Source organism: Streptomyces sp. NPDC005820 (genome assembly GCF_040630255.1).
In the GTDB taxonomy this organism is placed as follows: Bacteria; Actinomycetota; Actinomycetes; order Streptomycetales; family Streptomycetaceae; genus Streptomyces.
On the sequence record NZ_JBEXXE010000012.1, the window covers coordinates 1 to 16992 of the forward strand.

Sequence of the window (16992 nt, forward strand, 5' to 3'; positions counted from 1 at the left end):
CCAACTGCTTGATCAACGAACCCAGATCATCACTCGACCCACGCGAATCACGCTGCAACGTCGACAACGTCTGCGCACCCATGTCGAACTTCATGTCGAAACCGCCTCCCCCGGTGAGGTCTGTCTGTCACGTCCGTGACCGTACGCACCTCCATCTGTAGCAAGTCCTCGGTTGCCGGTGCAATCGCGAAGCCGCAGTAGTTACAGGGGTGGCACAAACGGACGTTCAGGGGACCGGATGCGCCGCCGGTGCCGTCGTCGTCGGGCCCTCGCGGCACACCAGCAGCAGGGCCCGGTCGTCGTTGACGTCCTTCGCGACCGCCTCGATGAGGTGCCACGCGGCGCCCTGGAAGCCGCCGGCGACATAGCGGTCGGCCTCGCCGGTGAGGCGGTCGATGCCCTCGACGATGTCGCGGTCGGAGGTCTCCACCAGGCCGTCGGTGAAGAGCATGAGGACGTCTCCGGGGCGCAGGGAGCCCTTCACGGGGTCGAACTGGGCGCCCTCGTAGACGCCCAGCAGCGGTCCTTCGGCGGCCTTCTCCTCCCAGCGGCCGCTGCCGGCGCTGAGCTGGAGGCCCGGCGGGTGTCCGGCCGAGTAGAGCTCGTAGTCGCCGGAGTCGAGGTCGAGGACGAGGTGGATGGAGGTGGCGAAGCCCTCGTCCCAGTCCTGGCGGAGCAGATAGCCGTTGGCGGCCGGGAGGAAGGCGTGCGGGGGCAGGGAGCCGAGCAGGCCGCCGAAGGCGCCCGACAGGAGCAGGGCGCGGGAACCCGCGTCCATGCCCTTGCCGGAGACGTCCGTCAGGACGACCTCCATGGTGCGGCCGCCGTTGGTGCGGGCGGCGACGACGAAGTCACCGGAGAAGGACTGGCCGCCGGCCGGGCGCAGGGCCATCTCGCGGTGCCAGCCGTGCGGCAGCTTCGGCAGCTTGCTCTGGACCCGGATGCGTTCGCGCAGGTCGAAGAGCATGGTGCCGCCGCGCCGCCAGGGCACGCCGACCCGGCTGCGGAACTGGGCGATGAGCAGGCCGAAGAAACCGCATGCGGCCACGACCAGGACCACGCCCGGGGTGACCCGGGACGGGCCCTGGGTGTACGGGCCGAGCTGGACGGACTCGACGATCAGCGCGGTGGCCGCCGCCGCGTACAGGCCGAGCAGGCTGGACGGGCGCAGCAGCAGTCCGCCGGCGACGATCGGCAGGACCAGCGCGGCCGGTGAGCACCACACCGAGTTGGCGAGGGTGGTGATCGCGATCAGGGGGACGGTGAGCAGCAGGAAGGCCAGCGCGATCCAGTCCGAACCGTCGCCGCGGAAGTAGTCGACGGCGCTTCTGCGCACGCCGGTGCGGACCCGGTGCATCAAGTGCCTCAACCGGGCCGCCAACGTCTCGGCTTCCGCGCGCCGCTGTCGTCCTTCTGCCATTAGTTCGGGACCCTATCCATCCAACCCACCGCTTGGCACGGGAGGTCCCACTTGTCCCCCGTCCGAGGTTCAACTTCACAGTGAACTTCATGGAAAGCGCTCACGTGGCACGGAGGGAGAAATTCCCTGGCTCGTCCCGCATTGGGCTGCTAGGCATGGATGCATGACGACTGGGGCGACGACGACAGGGTCCACAGGCCGCGCGACCTCTTCTGGCGCTTCCACGGTCCCGGGGGTCGAGCTGCGCGTGCTGCGGCCCGAGGACTGGGACGGCTGGTACGACGTGCTGCTGCGCGCCTTCGGCGGGGTCGCGGAGCCGGCCGAGGAGCGGGAGCTGTGGCGTCGGCTCACCCCCTGCGCCCGGTCGGTCGGCGCCTGGGACGGCGAGGAGCTGGTCGGTACGGCGGGGGCGTTCGACTTCCGGCTGACCGTGCCGGGCGGGGCCTCGGTGCCGGCGGCGGGCGTGACGATGGTCTCGGTGAGCGCCACGCACCGGCGGCGCGGGCTGCTGACCGCCATGATGCGGCGGCAGTTGGACGACATCCGGGCGTGGGGCGAGCCGCTCGCCGTCCTGACGGCCTCGGAGCCGGTGATCTACGGCCGGTTCGGCTACGCGGCGGCGACCTTCGGTCTGCACGCCGAGATCGACACCGGCCGGGTGCGACTGTCCGTACCGGCCGGTACGGACGACGTACGGCTGCGGTACGCCGATCCGCGCGCCGCGCTGGACGCCTGCGAGGCGGTGTACGCCCGCACGGTGTCCGGGCGGCCGGGGCTGCTGGACCGGCGGCCCGGCTGGGAGGGGTTGGGGGTGCTGGAGGCGGAGGCCGAGCGGGACGGGGCGTCGCCTTTGCAATGCGTGCTCGCGGAGCGGGAGGGGCGGGTGACCGGTTTCGCCCGCTTCCGGGTGCGGCCGCAGTACACGGACAGCGGGCACAACGGGCAGGTGCTGCTCCAGGACCTCGCGGGGCTGGATCCGGTGTCCGAGGCGGCGCTGTGGCGGTTCCTGTTCGGGATCGACCTGACGTCGTCGCTGAAGGTGCGGGGGCGGCCGCTGGACGAGGCGTGGCAGTACCAGGTGTCCGACGTCCGCCGGTGCGAGCTGCGGGTGCGGGACCAGTTGTACGTACGGCTGGTGGACGTGGGCGCGGCGCTTCAGGCGCGGACGTACCAGGCGCCGATGGACGTGGTGCTGGAGGTCGAGGACGCCTTCTGCCCGTGGAACACGGGGCGTTGGCGGCTGTCGGGCGATCCGAAGGGCGCGGTGTGCGCGCGTACGACGGACCCGGCCGACCTCGCCGTGTCGGTACGGGAGCTGGGGGCGGCGTATCTGGGCGGGGTGGGCCTGGCCGCGCTCGGGGCGGCCGGGCGGGTGCGCGAGCTGCGGGAGGGGGCGCTGGCGGCGGCCGCCGTGGGGTTCGGGTCGGCGGTGGCGCCCTGGCTGCCGCACGGCTTCTGAGCGCCGCCGGGCGTCAGTTCTTCTGGCAGGTCGGGCACCAGAAGAGGTTGCGGGCCGCGAGGTCGGCGGTGCGGATTCCGTCGCCGCAGAGGTGGCAGGGCTGGTGGGTGCGACGGTAGACGTACACCTCGCCGCCGTGGTCGTCGACGCGCGGCGGGCGGCCCATCGCCTCGGGGGTGTGCTCGGGGCGGACGGTGTCGATGCGGTTGTTGCGGACGCCCTCGCGCATGAGGGCGACGAGATCGGCCCAGATCGCGTCCCACTCGGCGGGGGTGATGTCCCGGCCCGGGCGGTACGGGTCGATGTGGTGCCGGAAGAGGACCTCGGCGCGGTAGACGTTGCCGACGCCGGCGATGACCTTCTGGTCCATGAGGAGGGCGGCGATCGTCGTACGGCTGCGGGAGACGCGGGCGTAGGCCCGGGCGGGGTCGGCGTCGGTGCGCAGGGGGTCGGGGCCGAGGCGGGCGTGTATGGCCTGTTTCTCGGCGTCCGGGACGAGGGCGCAGGTCGTGGGGCCGCGCAGGTCGACGTACGCGGTGGTGTTCGTGAGGCGGAGGCGGACGGTGTCGGTGGGCGGGGGTGCGGGGGCGGGGCCGAAGGAGACCTTGCCGAAGAGGCCGAGGTGGATGTGGATCCACTCGTCGTCGCGGAAGCCGAGGAAGAGGTGCTTGCCGTGGGCTTCGGTGGCGGTGAGTTCGGTGCCGTCCAGGAGGGCGGCGGCGTCGGAGAACTTGCCCTGGGGGCTGGTCACCCGGGGTGCCGTGCCGCGGAAGCGGTCGCCGTAGTCCAGCGCCAGCCGGTGGATGGTGTGCCCCTCTGGCACGGTCGCCGTGTCCTTCCTCGGTGGGAGAGAGGGGGCCGTCGGGCCCCCGCCTCCGCCGCCTGCCGGTCTCAGTCCTGCCGCGGGTGGTGGGCCGGGATGGCCGGGAGGTCGCCGGTCGTCTCGTAGTCGGCGAGCATGTCGATGCGGCGGATGTGGCGCTCGTCGCCCGAGAACGGGGTGGCGAGGAAGGTCTCGACGAACTTGGTGGCCTCGTCCGTCGTGTGCATCCGGGCGCCGACGGCGACGACGTTGGCGTCGTTGTGCTGGCGGCCGAGGGACGCGGTCTCCTCGCTCCAGGCGAGGGCCGCACGGACGCCCTTCACCTTGTTCGCGGCGATCTGCTCACCGTTGCCGGAGCCGCCGATCACGATGCCGAGGGCGTCCTTGTCGGCGGCGGTCCGCTCCGCGGCGCGGAGGCAGAACGGCGGGTAGTCGTCCTGGGCGTCGTAGATGTGGGGGCCGCAGTCGACCGGGTCGTGGCCCGCCGCCCTGAGCCATTCGACGAGGTGGTTCTTGAGTTCGAAGCCGGCATGGTCCGAGCCGAGATACACGCGCATGGGACGAGTGTGTCATGCGGGTCCCCGGGGGGTGGCGCTCGGCCCGGCGCAAGTCACAGCACCGTGAAGCTCTCCTTCACCTCGTCGTACGTCTTCAGGGCCTGAGTCTCCACCGCCGGCCGGTACCAGGTGTTGATCTGGTACGACTTCCCCGCCTGGTCGAAGCCGAGCAGACGGGCGTGCCAGCGGGCGCCCTGGAGGGTGAACGTGTACTCCCATACGACCGCCGGGCGGCCCTTGTACGTCGTCCGCTCCAGGCGGATCTTGCGGTAGTCGCGGCCCTGCTGGGCGTTCTGCTCGGAGGTCCGCCAACTGTCCATCAGGTCGCCGCGGGCGAGGGAGGACTTGGCGGCGAGTTCCTGGGTGCCGTCGGGGGAGGTGTAGTGCACCTCCGCGCCCGTCTTCACGTCCCGCCGCCAGCCCTTGGGGGTCGCCCAGGCGAACCCCCCGGCCTCCTGGTGCGCGCCCGGCGGCGGACTCGGCGGCCGGTACGTCCCCTCGACGGTGGCCGCGGGGCTGCCGCCGGCGGACGCCGTCGAGGTGGAGCTGAGCGACGGATGGGGAGAAGGGGACAAGGACGACCTCGGCGAACCCCCACCCCCCGCCTGTTCCCCGCCCCCGTCCGACCAGGGCGCCAGCACCAGTACGACGGTGACGACGACCGCGACGACCCCGACCCCGGCACCGACCACCCCCCGCCCCCTCCCCCGAACCCCACGCCGAGACACAACAACGGGCCCGGGCAGCTCACCTCCCGGGGACGGGGCCGGGGCCGCGGCCGCGGAAGGAGACGCCCTCTCGGCCTCGCCCCGCGTCAAACCAAAGAAGCCACGGGACTGCCGGGAACCAACACCGCCCGACTGAACGGGGACACCGGCCCGCCGGCCAGAAGCCCCGCCCTGCTCACCGGAGGCCCCCGCCGACTGGGCGGGGCCACCGGCCCGCTCACCGGGGGTGCCGGCCCACTCGGCGGAGGCACCGGCCCACTCGGCGGGGCCACCAGCCCGCTGGACAGGGCCACCAGCCCACTCACCGGGGGCCCCAGGCCGCTCGGTGGAGGCACCGGCCTGCTGGGCGAGGCCACCGGCCCACTCACCGGGGGCGCCGGCCCGCTCGGCGGAGGCACCAGCCCACTCGGCGGAGGCACCAGCCCGCTGGGCGGGGACACCAGCCCACTCACCGGGGGCCCCGGGCCGCTCGGTGGAGGCACCGGCCTGCTGGGCGAGGCCACCGGCCCACTCACCGGGGGCGCCGGCCCGCTCGGCGGAGGCACCGGCCCACTCGGCGGAGGCACCAGCCCGCTGGGCAGGGCCACCAGCCCACTCACCGGGGGCCCCAGGCCGCTCGGCGGAGGCACCGGCCCACTCGGCGGGGCCACCAGCCCACTCACCAGGGGCCCCAGGCCGCTCGGTGGAGGCACCAGTCCACTCACCGGGAGCACCAGCCCGCTCGGTAGGGGCACCAGCCCGCCCGCCTGAGGTCCCGGCCCGCTGGGCGGAGCCACCAGCCTGCTCGCCGAGAGCACCAGCCCACTCGTCAGAGGCACCGGCCCGCTGGGCGGAGCCACCAGCCCACTCACCGGGGGTGCCGGCCCGCTCGGTAGGGGCACCAGCCCGCCCGCCTGAGGTCCCGGCCCGCTGGGCGGAGGCGCCGTCGTGTTCAGCGGAGCCGCCCGGCCGCTCGACCGGCACCCCCGCGCCCTCGGCCGGCGCGCCGGCCCCCTCGACCAGCGGCCCCGCACCCTCCACCGACGCCCCAGCCTGCTCGGCGAAGCCGCCCGGTGCCTCCGGACGCACCCGCGGCCGCTCGGCGAAACCACCTGGCCCCTCCCGAAACACCCCCGGCGGCTCGGCCAAGCCACCCGCGCCCTCCACCGGCGCCTCAGCCTGCTCGCCAAAGCCACCCGTCCTCTCCGGAAGCACCCGCGGCCGCTCGGCGAAGCCCCCCGGCGCCTCCTCAAACACCCCCGGCCCCTCCGCGAAGCCACCCGCACCCGCCGACGCCCCAGCCCCCTCGGCGAAGCCCCCCGGACCCTCCCCAAACACCCCCGGCCCCTCCGCGAAGCCACCCGCACCCGCCGACGCCCCAGCCCCTTCGGCGAAGCCCCCCGGCGCCTCCCCGAACACCCCCGGCCGCTCGGCCGAGCCACCCGGAGCCTCTGGCAGCCCCTGTCGCTCGCCGGGGACGCCCTCCGTGTCGGAGGCGTCGAGGTCCTCCAGGGGTATGTCCGGTCGGGTTGGGGTGTGGAGTGGGCGGGTTGGGGGTTCGGGTGGGTGGGCCAGGGGGCGGAGGGTGTCTTCCAGGGTGGGTAGGGAGGGGCGGGCCTCCGGGGTTTTCTGGAGGAGGGCGCGCAGGATGTCGGTCAGGGGGCCCGCGGTCGCCGGGAGCCGGGGTTCCTCGTAGAGGACGGCGTGCAGGGTCGCCAGCGTGGTGTCGCGGGAGAACGGGGAGTGGCCGGCCAGCGCCGCGCAGAGGGTCGCGCCGAGGGACCAGACGTCCGACGGCGGTCCCTGTCGGCGGCCCGAGATCCGCTCCGGCGCCATGTAGTCGGGGGAGCCGACCAGCATGCCGACCATGGTCAGCGCCTCGGCGTCCTGGATCGCCGCGATGCCGAAGTCGGTGAGGACGACCCGCCCGCCCCGCTCCACCAGCACGTTCCCCGGCTTGATGTCCCGGTGCAGGACACCCCCCGCGTGCACCTGTCGCAGCGCCTCCACCAGCCCCAGCCCGATCCGGGCCGTCTCACGCGGCCCCAGCGGCCCGTCCTCGGCCATCACCCGCTCCAGCGAGCGCCCGGCCACCAGCTCCATGACGATCCACAGACGTTCGCCCTCGTCGACGACGTCGTAGACGCGCACCACGTTGGGGTGGTCGATACGGGCGGTGGCCCGCGCCTCGCGCAGGGTGCGCTCCCGGCGGGTGCGGCTGTCCTCCGGGTCGAGGCCGTCGATACGCATCTCCTTCACGGCGACCTGCCGGTCGAGGACGTCGTCGGTGGCCCGCCACACCCGTCCCATTCCCCCCTGGCCGATACTCTCGACCAGCCGATAGCGCCCCGTCACCAACAGACCCGGAACACCGCCGTTCCCCGCGCCCCCCGGATTTCCCCACGCTCCCGGATTTCCCGGACTCCCCCCATTTCCCGGCAATTCCCTGCACCCCCTCCTATTCCCCGTGCCGCCAACACAATGGTCACACTTCGCGGCGTACCTGCATAGTGCGGAGAAATCTTGTGGTACCTCTTCAAGTACTGCGAATTCAGACGCAGCCAAGGGGGACGAACATGAGTTCTCGCCGTTCGGCGACCATCGTCGGCTCACTGACCGCCGCATCTTTCGCGACGGTGATGATCTTCGCCGCCCCGGCCGGCGCGGACAGCGACAAGGGGGGAAAGGCCGTCGACGAGGCTCCGGCGGGCGTGCGGCTGACCACGCTGCTGCCCGAGCGGATCTCGGTGGACAACAGCTCGCAGGAAACGGCGCTCACCGCCACGGTGAAGAATGAGGGGACCAAGGACAGCGGAAAGATCAGGATGTGGATCGTCGGATTCGACGGTCTCACGGTGAAAAATGTTCCAGGGTGCACCGTCATCGCCGAGAAGGATCTCCCGGACGGCTCCAACAGCGGTTTCACCTGCCCCATCGACAATCTCGCGGCGGGCGGCTCGAAATCGTACGCCGTCGACGCCACCTTCGCTCTCGACAAGACCGGAAAGATCTGTCTGCCCGTGCAGAGCGACGACGGGAAGAAGACGTACTGGCAGCAGGGCCCGGTGCCGTTCGGCACGACGAACCCGTCCCCGAACGCCCCCGCCACCCCGCTGCTGCTCGGCACGGACAACGCGCCCGCGGCGCCCGGCGGCGACGAACTCCCGAAGACGGGCGTCGGCCGGGACCTGCTGCCGCTCGGCGCGACCGGGGTCTCCCTGCTCGTGGCGGGCACGGCAGGTTTGTGGTGGGCCCGGCGACGTCCGCAAGACTGACGCGTCATCCGCGACGGCCCCGACACCGACCCCGACCCCGACCCCGACTTGTCCGGGGCTCCGCTCGGCTGCGGCACCGCCACCGGGCTCGGGGTCGTCGCCGCGCTGGAGACCGGGCCCGACCGGCTGGGGCTCGTCGGGCCGGACGCCGGTGGCATGTGCGGGGTCCAGGTCGATCAGCTGGGCGGGGCGTTGTCCCGGCCCGCGCCGCACGCGGTGCGTGGAGCAGGCGCGCGCACTCCTCGACCCCGCCTTCGGCGCCGGTGACCGGGCCGGCGGGCTGTTCGCCCCGGAGCCCCGGAGCCCCGGAGACCCGCAGACGCAGAGCCCCGGAGACCCGGAGCCCCGGAGACCCGGAGACCCGGAAGAGGCTCGCCGGGATCACGTCGTGGTGTGGCCCGGCGAACCTCTTTCGGTCATGGGCCTCGTCAGCGGTCGGCGAACTTCCAGGCCGTCGGCAGCAGGCCCATCGCCAGCAGCGCCTTGACGGCGTCGCCGATCAGGAACGGGGTGAGGCCGACGGAGACCGCGGTGGAGAAGGGGATGTCGGCCGCGTAGGCGAGGTAGGGGACGCCGACGGCGTAGATGATCGCCTCGCCGATCAGCATCGCGCCCGCGGTGCGCCACACGGTGCGGTCCGCGCCCCGGCGGGCCAGCGCGCCCACGGCGGCGGACGCGAGGATCATGCCGAGGATGTAGCCGAAGGAGACGGAGAGCCCGGAGGCGCCGCCCGCGAACCACGGCACACCGGCGAGGCCGGCCAGCGCGTACAGCACGAGCGCGGAGACCCCGCGGCGGGCGCCGAGGGAGGTGCCGACGAGGAGCGCGGCGAAGGTCTGGCCGGTCACCGGGACCGGGGAGCCGGGCACGGGCACCGAGATCTGGGCGGCGAGGCCGGTGAGCGCGGCTCCGCCGAGCACGAGCGCGACGTCACGGACGCGGGACGCGGGCAGCAGGTCGGCGAGGACCTGTCCGGGGCTGGCGCTGGCGGCGGCGGTGCTCATGGGGACTCCGCGGGGAGGAGGGGAGGTCGGGGACACCGTGACGCTATCCCAGGGGCCTTCAGCCACCCACCGTCAGCGGTCGACAAAGAGGGTGACGGGAGCTTGATGGGGTTCACACAAAGGGTGTCCGCTACACCGGTTCGGGCGTGACAACGATCACTGAGGTGGCGAGGTTTCGCTCACCGGGTGCCTGGTGAGCGGATTGTGAACTCTCGCCAAAGGAATCCTAGTGCTCTGGTCGGATTCCCCTTTCCTGCCCTACTCTTCCAGCCATGGTTGCCCAGGCCCTGAACCTCACGTCGCGTCGCTATGTCGACCTGCGCCGCCAGGGCACGGCCACCTGTCGCCGCCCGGTCTGAGGCGGGCCCCGACCCGCCTCGGCCTCCGAGACATGTCGGCCCCCCGTTCCGAGGACGGTCCCCCATGCCCCGTACCGCGGCACCCCCCGCCCACCACCGCACGTCCCCCGTCACCCGGGTCGCCGACAGCGACCGGCGGCGCACCAGCGCCAGTGTGATCCTGCGGTCCGTGCTGGAGCACGGACCGGTCGCCCGCTCCACCATCGCCCGGCTGACCGGGCTCTCCCCCGCCGCAGTCACCGACCACTGCACCCGGCTCACGGCCCTCGGCCTCATCCGGGAGTCGGCCGTGCCCCGCCGCAACAACGGGGCCGGCCGGCCGCACGTCCCCGTCGACCTGGACGACTCGCGGTTCGTGGTCGGCGGGGTGCATGTGGCCGTGCCGTACACCACGGTGGCGCTGCTCGATCTGCGGGGACGGGTGCTGGCGCGCCGCGAGTTGAGGCACCGCGGCACCGATCCCCACGAGGTGCTGGCGCGGGCCGCCGAGGGGCTGGCGGCGCTGTCGGCGGAGACGGCGGACAGCCGGCCGCTGGGGGTCGGGGTGGCCGTCGGCGGCTGGGTGGACCGGGACTCGGGGACCGTCGTCGAGCATCCGCTGCTCGGCTGGCGCGAGGTACCGGTGCGGGAGCTGCTCGCCGCGCACACCGGGCTGCCGGTCCATGTGGACGGGCACGCACGGGCGTTGGTGAACGCGGAGCGGCTGTTCGGGCGGGCGCGCGGCAGCCGCAGTGTGCTGCATCTGTTCGTGGGGAACGTGGTCGACGCGGCGTTCGCCACCCATGACGAGGTGCACCACGGCCCCCGTTCCCAGGCGGGGGCCGTCGCGCATCTGCCGCTGGCCGGGGGCATCGAGCCGTGCTCCTGCGGCCGGACCGGCTGCCTCCAGGTCGAGCTGAGCGAGCGGACGCTGTGCCGGCGGGCCCGGGAGGCGGGGGTGACGGACGGGGTGAACCCGATGGCGGTGCTCGCCGCCGCGGACGCGGGGAACCCGGTGGCGGTCCGGCTGCTGCGGGAGCGGGCCCGGATGACGGGACGGGCGGCGGGACTGCTGCTGGACGTCCTCAACCCGGAGCGGGTGGTCGTCACCGAGGTGGGTGTGCTGTTCCGGGAGGACTGCCTCGCCGCGTTGCGGGCGGAGGTGGGGGCGGAGCGGGCGGGGTGCGTGGCGCCCACCAGTTTCCGGGACTCCGTGCTCGCCGTGGCGGGCGGCGCGGTGGCGCTCGACGTCCTCTACCGGGATCCGTTCACCGTGTCGCCGGAACTCGATTAATTCAGAAACTCCGAATGTTGACAGGCATCGCACGAGGAACGGACGATGATTCCATGAGCTGTCGCACTCTCTGTTGCTGACGCCCCGGTGCGCCGGGAGCGCGCCCTTCTTCCTGTCTTTCTTCGCGTGAGTTCCCCTTGACGAGCACGTCGTGCCCGGAATTCCGCATGCCCTTTTTCACCGCTTTCCCCTGAGGGGTTCTCCCATGCCTTCGTCCCTTGACCGCCGTCTGTTCCTCACCTCGCTGCTCGGTGCCGCCGCCGGTGTCGCCGGGCTCAGCGGCTGCGCCGAGAGCAGCGCCGCCGCCACGAGCAAGGGCGCCGCCACGGCCCCGCTCGCCGCGAAGGTGCCCGCCGGCACCAGCCTGAAGATCGCCTCGTATCTGAACGTGCAGCAGCTGCAGTTCAAGCTGGCGAAACTGCCCGATCTGCCGTTCACGGTGTCGAGCTGGGTGAACATCGGCGCCGGCCCCGATGTCATCAACGCCTTCCGGGCGAAATCCCTGGACCTCGCGAACAACGCGGGCATCCCGCCGATCCAGGCGCATTACCAGGGTTATGACGCGAAGATCGTCGCGATCGACATCACCCGGAAGCCGAATTATCTCTTCGCCACCAAGCCCGGCAGCGACATTCGCACCGTCGAGGACTTCAAGGGGAAGAAGCTGGCGTTCTCGCAGGGCCAGGCGCAGGGGGTCGTACTGCTGCGGGCGCTGAAGAAGGCCGGGCTGTCGTACGACGACGTCACGCTGGTCCCGCTGACCAGCAACCAGTTCCTGACCGCCCTGCAGTCCGGCCAGGTCGACATCGCGCCGCTCGCCAACAGCCAGGCGCCCGCCTACCTCCAGCAGTACGGCTCCAAGGGCGCCCGCTCGATCACCACCGACGTGGTCGATCTGCTGAACCTGCTGTGGGCGCCGGTGTCGGTGCTGAACGACCGGGCGAAGGCGGCGGCGATCGCCGCGTACATCCCGCAGTGGGCCCAGGGCCAGGTGTGGCAGTACGAGAACCCCGACCTCTGGAACGAGGAGTTCTACGTCAAGACGCAGAACCTGACCTCCGCCCAGGCGAAGGCGATCTCCGACCTCGCCAACAAGCCGCTGTTCCCGCCGAGCTGGGACGAGGCGATCGCCTGGGAGCAGGAGACCGCCGATCTGCTCGCCGAGGGCGGCTTCGTGAAGAAGTTCGACGTCGCCTCCCTCTTCGACCACCGCTTCGAGGGCATCGCCGCGAAGTCCGTACCCGCCGAGTACCGGAGCTGACCGCCATGACGACCACCACCCTGGGCACGGCCGCCCCCGTCGCCGTGGCCGCCGAGCAGCCGCGCCGACGGCGCCGCGGTCTCGCCCCCGGCAGGCGCCTGCCCGCCGCCCGGCTCGCCGGGCCCCTCCTCCTGCTCGCCCTGTGGGCCGCCGCCTCCGCCGCGGGCCGGCTCGACCCCGGCGCCATCCCGGCGCCCTGGACGGTCCTCGGGACCGGCGTCCGGCTGTGGACCGACGGGACCCTGCCCACCGATGTCCTCACCTCCCTCGAACGCGCCGCGTACGGCTTCGCGATCGGGCTGACCGCCGGGGTGGTGCTGGCGCTCGCGTCCGGGCTCAGCCGAACCGGGGAGGCGCTGATCGACGGGACCGTGCAGCTCAACCGGGCGATCCCGGTGCTCGGTCTGATCCCGCTGTTCATCCTGTGGCTGGGCATCGGCGAGACCTTCAAGATCGCGATCATCGCGATCGTCGTCTACATCCCGATCTATCTGAACACGCATGCCGCGCTGTCCGGCATCGACCACCGGTTCGTCGAACTCGCCGAGGTGCAGGGCCTGTCGAGGCTCCGGTTCGTCCGGCAGATCGTGATCCCCGGCGCACTGCCCGGATTCTTCGTGGGACTCCGGCTCGGCGTCACCGGATCCTGGCTCGGACTCGTGGTCCTGGAGCAGATCAACGCCACCAGCGGCCTCGGCTACATGATGTTCCAGGCCCAGAACTACGGCCAGTCGGACGTCATCCTCGTCGGTCTGCTGATCTACGGCGTCTTCGGCCTGGTCTCCGACAGCGCGGTCCGTCTCATCGAACGGAGGGTGCTGTCGTGGCGCCGCACACTGAGCAACTGACCCGTCCCGCCGTACGGCTGCGGGGCCTGACCCGGTCCTTCGACGGGCGTACCGTCCTCGACGGCATCGACCTGGACCTCCCCGCCGGACAGTTCGTCGCCCTCCTCGGACACAGCGGCTCCGGCAAGTCCACCCTGCTCAGGGCGGTCGCGGGCCTGGACCACGAGGTCGCGGGGGACGGGGAGCTGACGGCGCCCGAGCGGGTGTCGGTCGTCTTCCAGGACTCCCGGCTGCTGCCCTGGCGCCGGGTGCTGGACAACGTACTCCTCGGACTCGACGGCAAGCAGGCCGAGCGGCAGGGGCGCGAGGCGCTCGCCGAGGTCGGGCTGGCCGGCCGGGAGCGGGCCTGGCCGAACGAGCTGTCCGGCGGGGAGGCGCAGCGGGCGGCGCTGGCCCGCTCGCTGGTCCGGGAGCCCGAACTCCTGCTGGCCGACGAGCCGTTCGGGGCGCTGGACGCGCTCACCCGGATCAGGATGCACAGCCTGCTGCGCGAGCTGTGGGAGCGCCACCGGCCCTCCGTGCTGCTCGTCACCCATGACGTGGACGAGGCGATCGTGCTCGCCGACCGGGTCCTCGTCCTCGACCACGGCCGTATCGGCCTCGACCTGACCATCGACCGACCCCATCCGCGCTCGTACCGCGATCCGCTGCTGGGCGAGTACCGCGAGCGGCTGCTGGCCGCGCTGGGCGTCACGGAGGACCACCAGTGAGTACGAGAAAGCTGCACCTGAACGCGTTCCTGATGAACACCGGCCACCACGAGGCCTCCTGGCGGCTCCCGGAGAGCGATCCGCACGCCCATGTGGAGCTGGACCACTACGTCGAGCTCGCGCGGACCGCCGAACGCGGCACCTTCGACTCCCTCTTCCTGGCGGACGGGCCGCAGCTGTGGAGCAGTGTCGCGCAGCGCCCGGCCGGGGCGCTGGAGCCGCTGACGCTGCTCACCGCGCTGGCCACGGCGACCCGGCACATCGGGCTGATCGCCACCGCCTCCACGTCCTACAACTCCCCCTACAACCTGGCCCGCAAGTTCGCCTCGCTGGACATCATCAGCGGCGGCCGGGCCGGCTGGAACATCGTCACCACGGCCGGCGCGGAGGCCGCCCGCAACTTCGGCCTGGACGCGGAGCCGGCGCACGCGGAGCGGTACGCGCGGGCCGCCGAGTTCCTGGACGTGGCGCTGAAGCTCTGGGACAGCTGGGAGGACGACACGGTCCTCGCCGACAAGACGTCCGGGGTGTGGGGCGACGACGCCAAGATTCATCCGCCCCGGCACCGGGGGACGTACTTCAGCGTCGAGGGCGCCCTCAACGTCCCGCGCAGCCCGCAGGGTTACCCGCTGCTGGTGCAGGCGGGATCGAGCGAGGACGGCAAGGCGTTCGCGGCCCGGTATGCGGAGGCGGTGTTCACCGCGCAGCAGACGCTCGCCGACGCGCAGGACTTCTACGCCGACCTCAAGGCGCGCACGGCGGCGGTCGGCCGGGACCCCGGGCACATCAAGGTGCTGCCGGGCATCGTGCCGGTGCTCGGTTCGACGGAGGCCGAGGCGCGGGCGAACGAGCAGGTGCTGGAGGACCACATCGTGCACCGGCACGGGGTGGCCAATCTGGAACGGCTGCTGCAACTCCCCCTGGATTCATTGGAGTTGGACGCCGAGCTGCCGGCCGAGCTGCCCTCCGAGGACGCCGTCGAGGGCGCCAAGAGCCGCTACACGCTGGTCGTGGAGCTGGCCCGCCGGGAGCGGCTGACCGTGCGGCAGCTGATCGGGCGGCTGGGCGGCGGGCGCGGGCACCTCACGTTCACGGGGACGCCCGAGCAGGTCGCCGACAAGATCGAGACCTGGTTCACGCAGGGCGCCGCCGACGGCTTCAACATCATGCCCGCCGTGCTGCCCTCCGGCCTGTCCGCCTTCGTCGACCACGTCGTCCCCCTGCTGCGCGCCCGCGGCCTGCTCCGCACGGAATACGGCCCCCGCCAGACCCTGCGGGAGCGCTACGGCCTGCCGCGCCCCGCCAACCAGTACGTCAAGACACCCGCCCTGGTCTGAGAGGACACCACCATGACGCTCGACATCCGCAAGGTCACCGCGAACATCGGCGCCCATGTCTTCGGCGTGGACATCTCCAAGCCGCTCGACGAGGAGACCTACACCGCACTGCGTGAGGCGCTCAACGTCCACAAGGCGCTGGTCTTCGACGAGGTGAACCTCGACGACGAGTCCCACCAGGACTTCGTCCGGCACTTCGGCGAGGTCACCACCGCGCACCCGACGGTGGCCTCGGTCGACGGCGCCCCGAACGTCCTGCCCGTCGACAGCGGGCGCGGCCGGGCCGCCAACCACTGGCACACCGACGTGACCTTCGTCCTCAACCCGCCCCAGGCCACCACTCTGCGCAGCCTGACCGTCCCGCCGTACGGCGGCGAGACGCTGATCGCCAGCTCCGCGGCCGCCTACAGCGATCTGCCCGAGCCGCTGCGGCGGCTGGCCGACACCCTGTGGGCGGAGCACACCAACGACTACGACTACGCCGTGCCGGACGAGGCCCTCGACGAGGCGCAGGCCGCCGCCCGCGCCCAGTTCACCTCCATCAAGTACCGCACGGTCCACCCGGTGGTCCGCGTCCACCCGCTGACCGGCGAGCGCGGGCTGTTCATCGGCGGGTTCGCCCAGCGGATCGTGGGCCTGTCGGCCGGTGAGTCCCGCAAGATCCTCGATCTGCTCCAGTCGTATGTGACCCGGCCGGAGAACGTCCTGCGCCACCGCTGGTCCGAGAACCAGCTGGTCGTCTTCGACAACCGGATCACCCAGCACTACGCCGTCGACAACTACGACGGCGCGCCACGCCGGCTGCACCGGGTGACGGCCGCGGGGGACGTGCCGGTGGGCGTCGACGGCAAGGAGAGCCACTCGATCGAGGGGAGCGCCGCGCACTACACGGCCGTGGCGGCGTAGGGGGTGTCCGCAAAGTCGCGTCGTCCGCCCGAAGGGCGGGCGCTGCGGCGTCGTGGGGGCCCCTCCCGCGCGAGCGAAGCCGAGCGTGGGGGAGCGTGCTCTCGGCGTGCCGGGCGGACACCCGCGTACTGGTCGTACTCGGGTGTTCGCCCGGTGCGGCGAGAGGGCGTGCCGGGCGTCGCAGGGCTGGGGGTACCCCCTCTGGGGGAGGGACTTTGCGGACACCCCCTTGGCGCCACGGCCGTCCGGCATGCGGTGACCTGGGTCAGGGCTTGCGGCCCAGGCCGCCGTGCTGGCCGATCGGGGTGGTGCCGGCGCCCGGGGCGGGGCGCCACAGGGGGACGGAGACGACGCCCGGGTCGACCAGGTCCAGGCCCTCGAAGTAGCCCTCGATCTGGTCGATCGGGCGCAGGAAGTAGGGGACCGCGCCGGTCTCGTTGTAGGCGTCCTGGGCCTGCTCGTAGACGGGGTCGGTGCCCCGGGAGCCCTCGTTGAGGGAGAGGTAGCTGCCGGAGGGGAGGCCGTCCAGGAAGGCGCGGACGAGGTCGCGGGCGCGGTCGTAGCCGTCGACGTGGCCGAGGATGCCGCTGAGGATCAGGGCCGTCGGCCGGGAGAGGTCGAGGGTCCGCGCGGCCGCCTCCAGGATGCGCTCGGGCTCGTAGAGGCTGAGGTCCTCGTAGGAGGTCGCGCCCTCGGGGCTGGAGGTGAGCAGGGCGCGGGCGTGGGCGAGGACCAGGGGGTCGTTGTCGACGTAGACGATCTTCGACTCGGGGGCGAGGCGCTGGGCGACCTCGTGGGTGTTGTCGACGGTGGGCAGTCCGGTGCCGACGTCGAGGAACTGGCGGATGCCCGCCTCCTCCACCAGATGGGTGATGGAGCGGCCGAGGAAGGCGCGGCTGCTGCGCGCGATGGTGACGATGCCGGGGAAGACGGCGGTGTAGGCGTCACCCGCCGCCTCGTCCACCGGGTAGTTGTCCTTGCCGCCCAGCCAGTAGTTCCAGATGCGGGCCGAGTGGGGTACCGAGGTGTCGATCTCCGTCATGGAGCCCATGG

The 16992-nt window shown here is 72.5% G+C and carries 14 protein-coding genes; 8 read left to right on the forward strand and 6 right to left on the reverse strand.

From position 1 onward, the window contains the following. Positions 1–226 precede the first annotated feature (226 nt). Positions 227–1420 (reverse strand): PP2C family protein-serine/threonine phosphatase, encoded by a 1194-nt coding sequence (locus tag ABZ464_RS16440; protein ID WP_359276860.1) that lies wholly within the window; start codon positions 1418–1420, stop codon positions 227–229. 247 nt (positions 1421–1667) lie between these two features. On the opposite strand from ABZ464_RS16440, the gene ABZ464_RS16445 reads away from it, so the two are divergent. Then, entirely contained in the window at positions 1668–2879 is a 1212-nt protein-coding gene (locus ABZ464_RS16445) for a GNAT family N-acetyltransferase (protein WP_359277402.1), read from the forward strand. 13 nt (positions 2880–2892) lie between these two features. On the opposite strand, the gene ABZ464_RS16450 is transcribed toward ABZ464_RS16445, so the two are convergent. The 3 genes from ABZ464_RS16450 to ABZ464_RS16460 form a co-directional block, all read right to left on the reverse strand. After that, positions 2893–3702: a DNA-formamidopyrimidine glycosylase family protein gene (locus ABZ464_RS16450; RefSeq protein ID WP_359276863.1), complete on the reverse strand. Its 810-nt coding sequence runs from the start codon at positions 3700–3702 to the stop codon at positions 2893–2895. A gap of 68 nt (positions 3703–3770) precedes the next feature. Continuing rightward, the gene (locus tag ABZ464_RS16455) at positions 3771–4259 is read right to left on the reverse strand and encodes a ribose-5-phosphate isomerase (protein ID WP_359276866.1); all 489 of its coding nucleotides are present in this window, start codon (positions 4257–4259) and stop codon (positions 3771–3773) included. A 53-nt stretch (positions 4260–4312) separates the two neighbouring features. Further along, positions 4313–7321 (reverse strand): protein kinase, encoded by a 3009-nt coding sequence (locus tag ABZ464_RS16460; RefSeq protein WP_359276868.1) that lies wholly within the window; start codon positions 7319–7321, stop codon positions 4313–4315. Between the two features lie 221 nt (positions 7322–7542). On the opposite strand from ABZ464_RS16460, the gene ABZ464_RS16465 reads away from it, so the two are divergent. After that, entirely contained in the window at positions 7543–8241 is a 699-nt protein-coding gene (locus ABZ464_RS16465) for an LPXTG cell wall anchor domain-containing protein (protein WP_359276871.1), read from the forward strand. 428 nt (positions 8242–8669) lie between these two features. On the opposite strand, the gene ABZ464_RS16470 is transcribed toward ABZ464_RS16465, so the two are convergent. After that, complete coding sequence (locus ABZ464_RS16470) at positions 8670–9245, reverse strand: biotin transporter BioY (RefSeq protein WP_359276873.1); 576 nt, start codon at positions 9243–9245, stop codon at positions 8670–8672. Positions 9246–9668: 423 nt separating this feature from the next. On the opposite strand from ABZ464_RS16470, the gene ABZ464_RS16475 reads away from it, so the two are divergent. The 6 genes from ABZ464_RS16475 (at position 9669) to ABZ464_RS16500 (ending at position 15939) form a co-directional block, all read left to right on the forward strand. Next, entirely contained in the window at positions 9669–10877 is a 1209-nt protein-coding gene (locus ABZ464_RS16475; protein ID WP_359276876.1) for an ROK family transcriptional regulator, read from the forward strand. A 205-nt stretch (positions 10878–11082) separates the two neighbouring features. Beyond that, positions 11083–12138: an ABC transporter substrate-binding protein gene (locus tag ABZ464_RS16480; protein ID WP_359276879.1), complete on the forward strand. Its 1056-nt coding sequence runs from the start codon at positions 11083–11085 to the stop codon at positions 12136–12138. Between the two features lie 5 nt (positions 12139–12143). Then, on the forward strand, positions 12144–12986 hold the full coding sequence (locus ABZ464_RS16485; RefSeq protein ID WP_359276882.1) for an ABC transporter permease: 843 nt from the start codon (positions 12144–12146) through the stop codon (positions 12984–12986). Next, positions 12962–13696: an ABC transporter ATP-binding protein gene (locus ABZ464_RS16490; protein ID WP_359276885.1), complete on the forward strand. Its 735-nt coding sequence runs from the start codon at positions 12962–12964 to the stop codon at positions 13694–13696. The genes ABZ464_RS16485 and ABZ464_RS16490 overlap by 25 nt, the downstream gene beginning before the upstream one ends. Continuing rightward, the gene (locus ABZ464_RS16495) at positions 13693–15033 is read left to right on the forward strand and encodes an LLM class flavin-dependent oxidoreductase (RefSeq protein WP_359276887.1); all 1341 of its coding nucleotides are present in this window, start codon (positions 13693–13695) and stop codon (positions 15031–15033) included. The genes ABZ464_RS16490 and ABZ464_RS16495 overlap by 4 nt, the downstream gene beginning before the upstream one ends. Positions 15034–15045: 12 nt before the next feature. Beyond that, the gene (locus ABZ464_RS16500; protein ID WP_359276889.1) at positions 15046–15939 is read left to right on the forward strand and encodes a TauD/TfdA family dioxygenase; all 894 of its coding nucleotides are present in this window, start codon (positions 15046–15048) and stop codon (positions 15937–15939) included. Between the two features lie 265 nt (positions 15940–16204). Here the strand turns inward: ABZ464_RS16500 and ABZ464_RS16505 are convergent, their stop codons facing one another. After that, on the reverse strand, positions 16205–16981 hold the full coding sequence (locus tag ABZ464_RS16505; protein ID WP_359276892.1) for an SAM-dependent methyltransferase: 777 nt from the start codon (positions 16979–16981) through the stop codon (positions 16205–16207). Positions 16982–16992 lie beyond the last annotated feature (11 nt).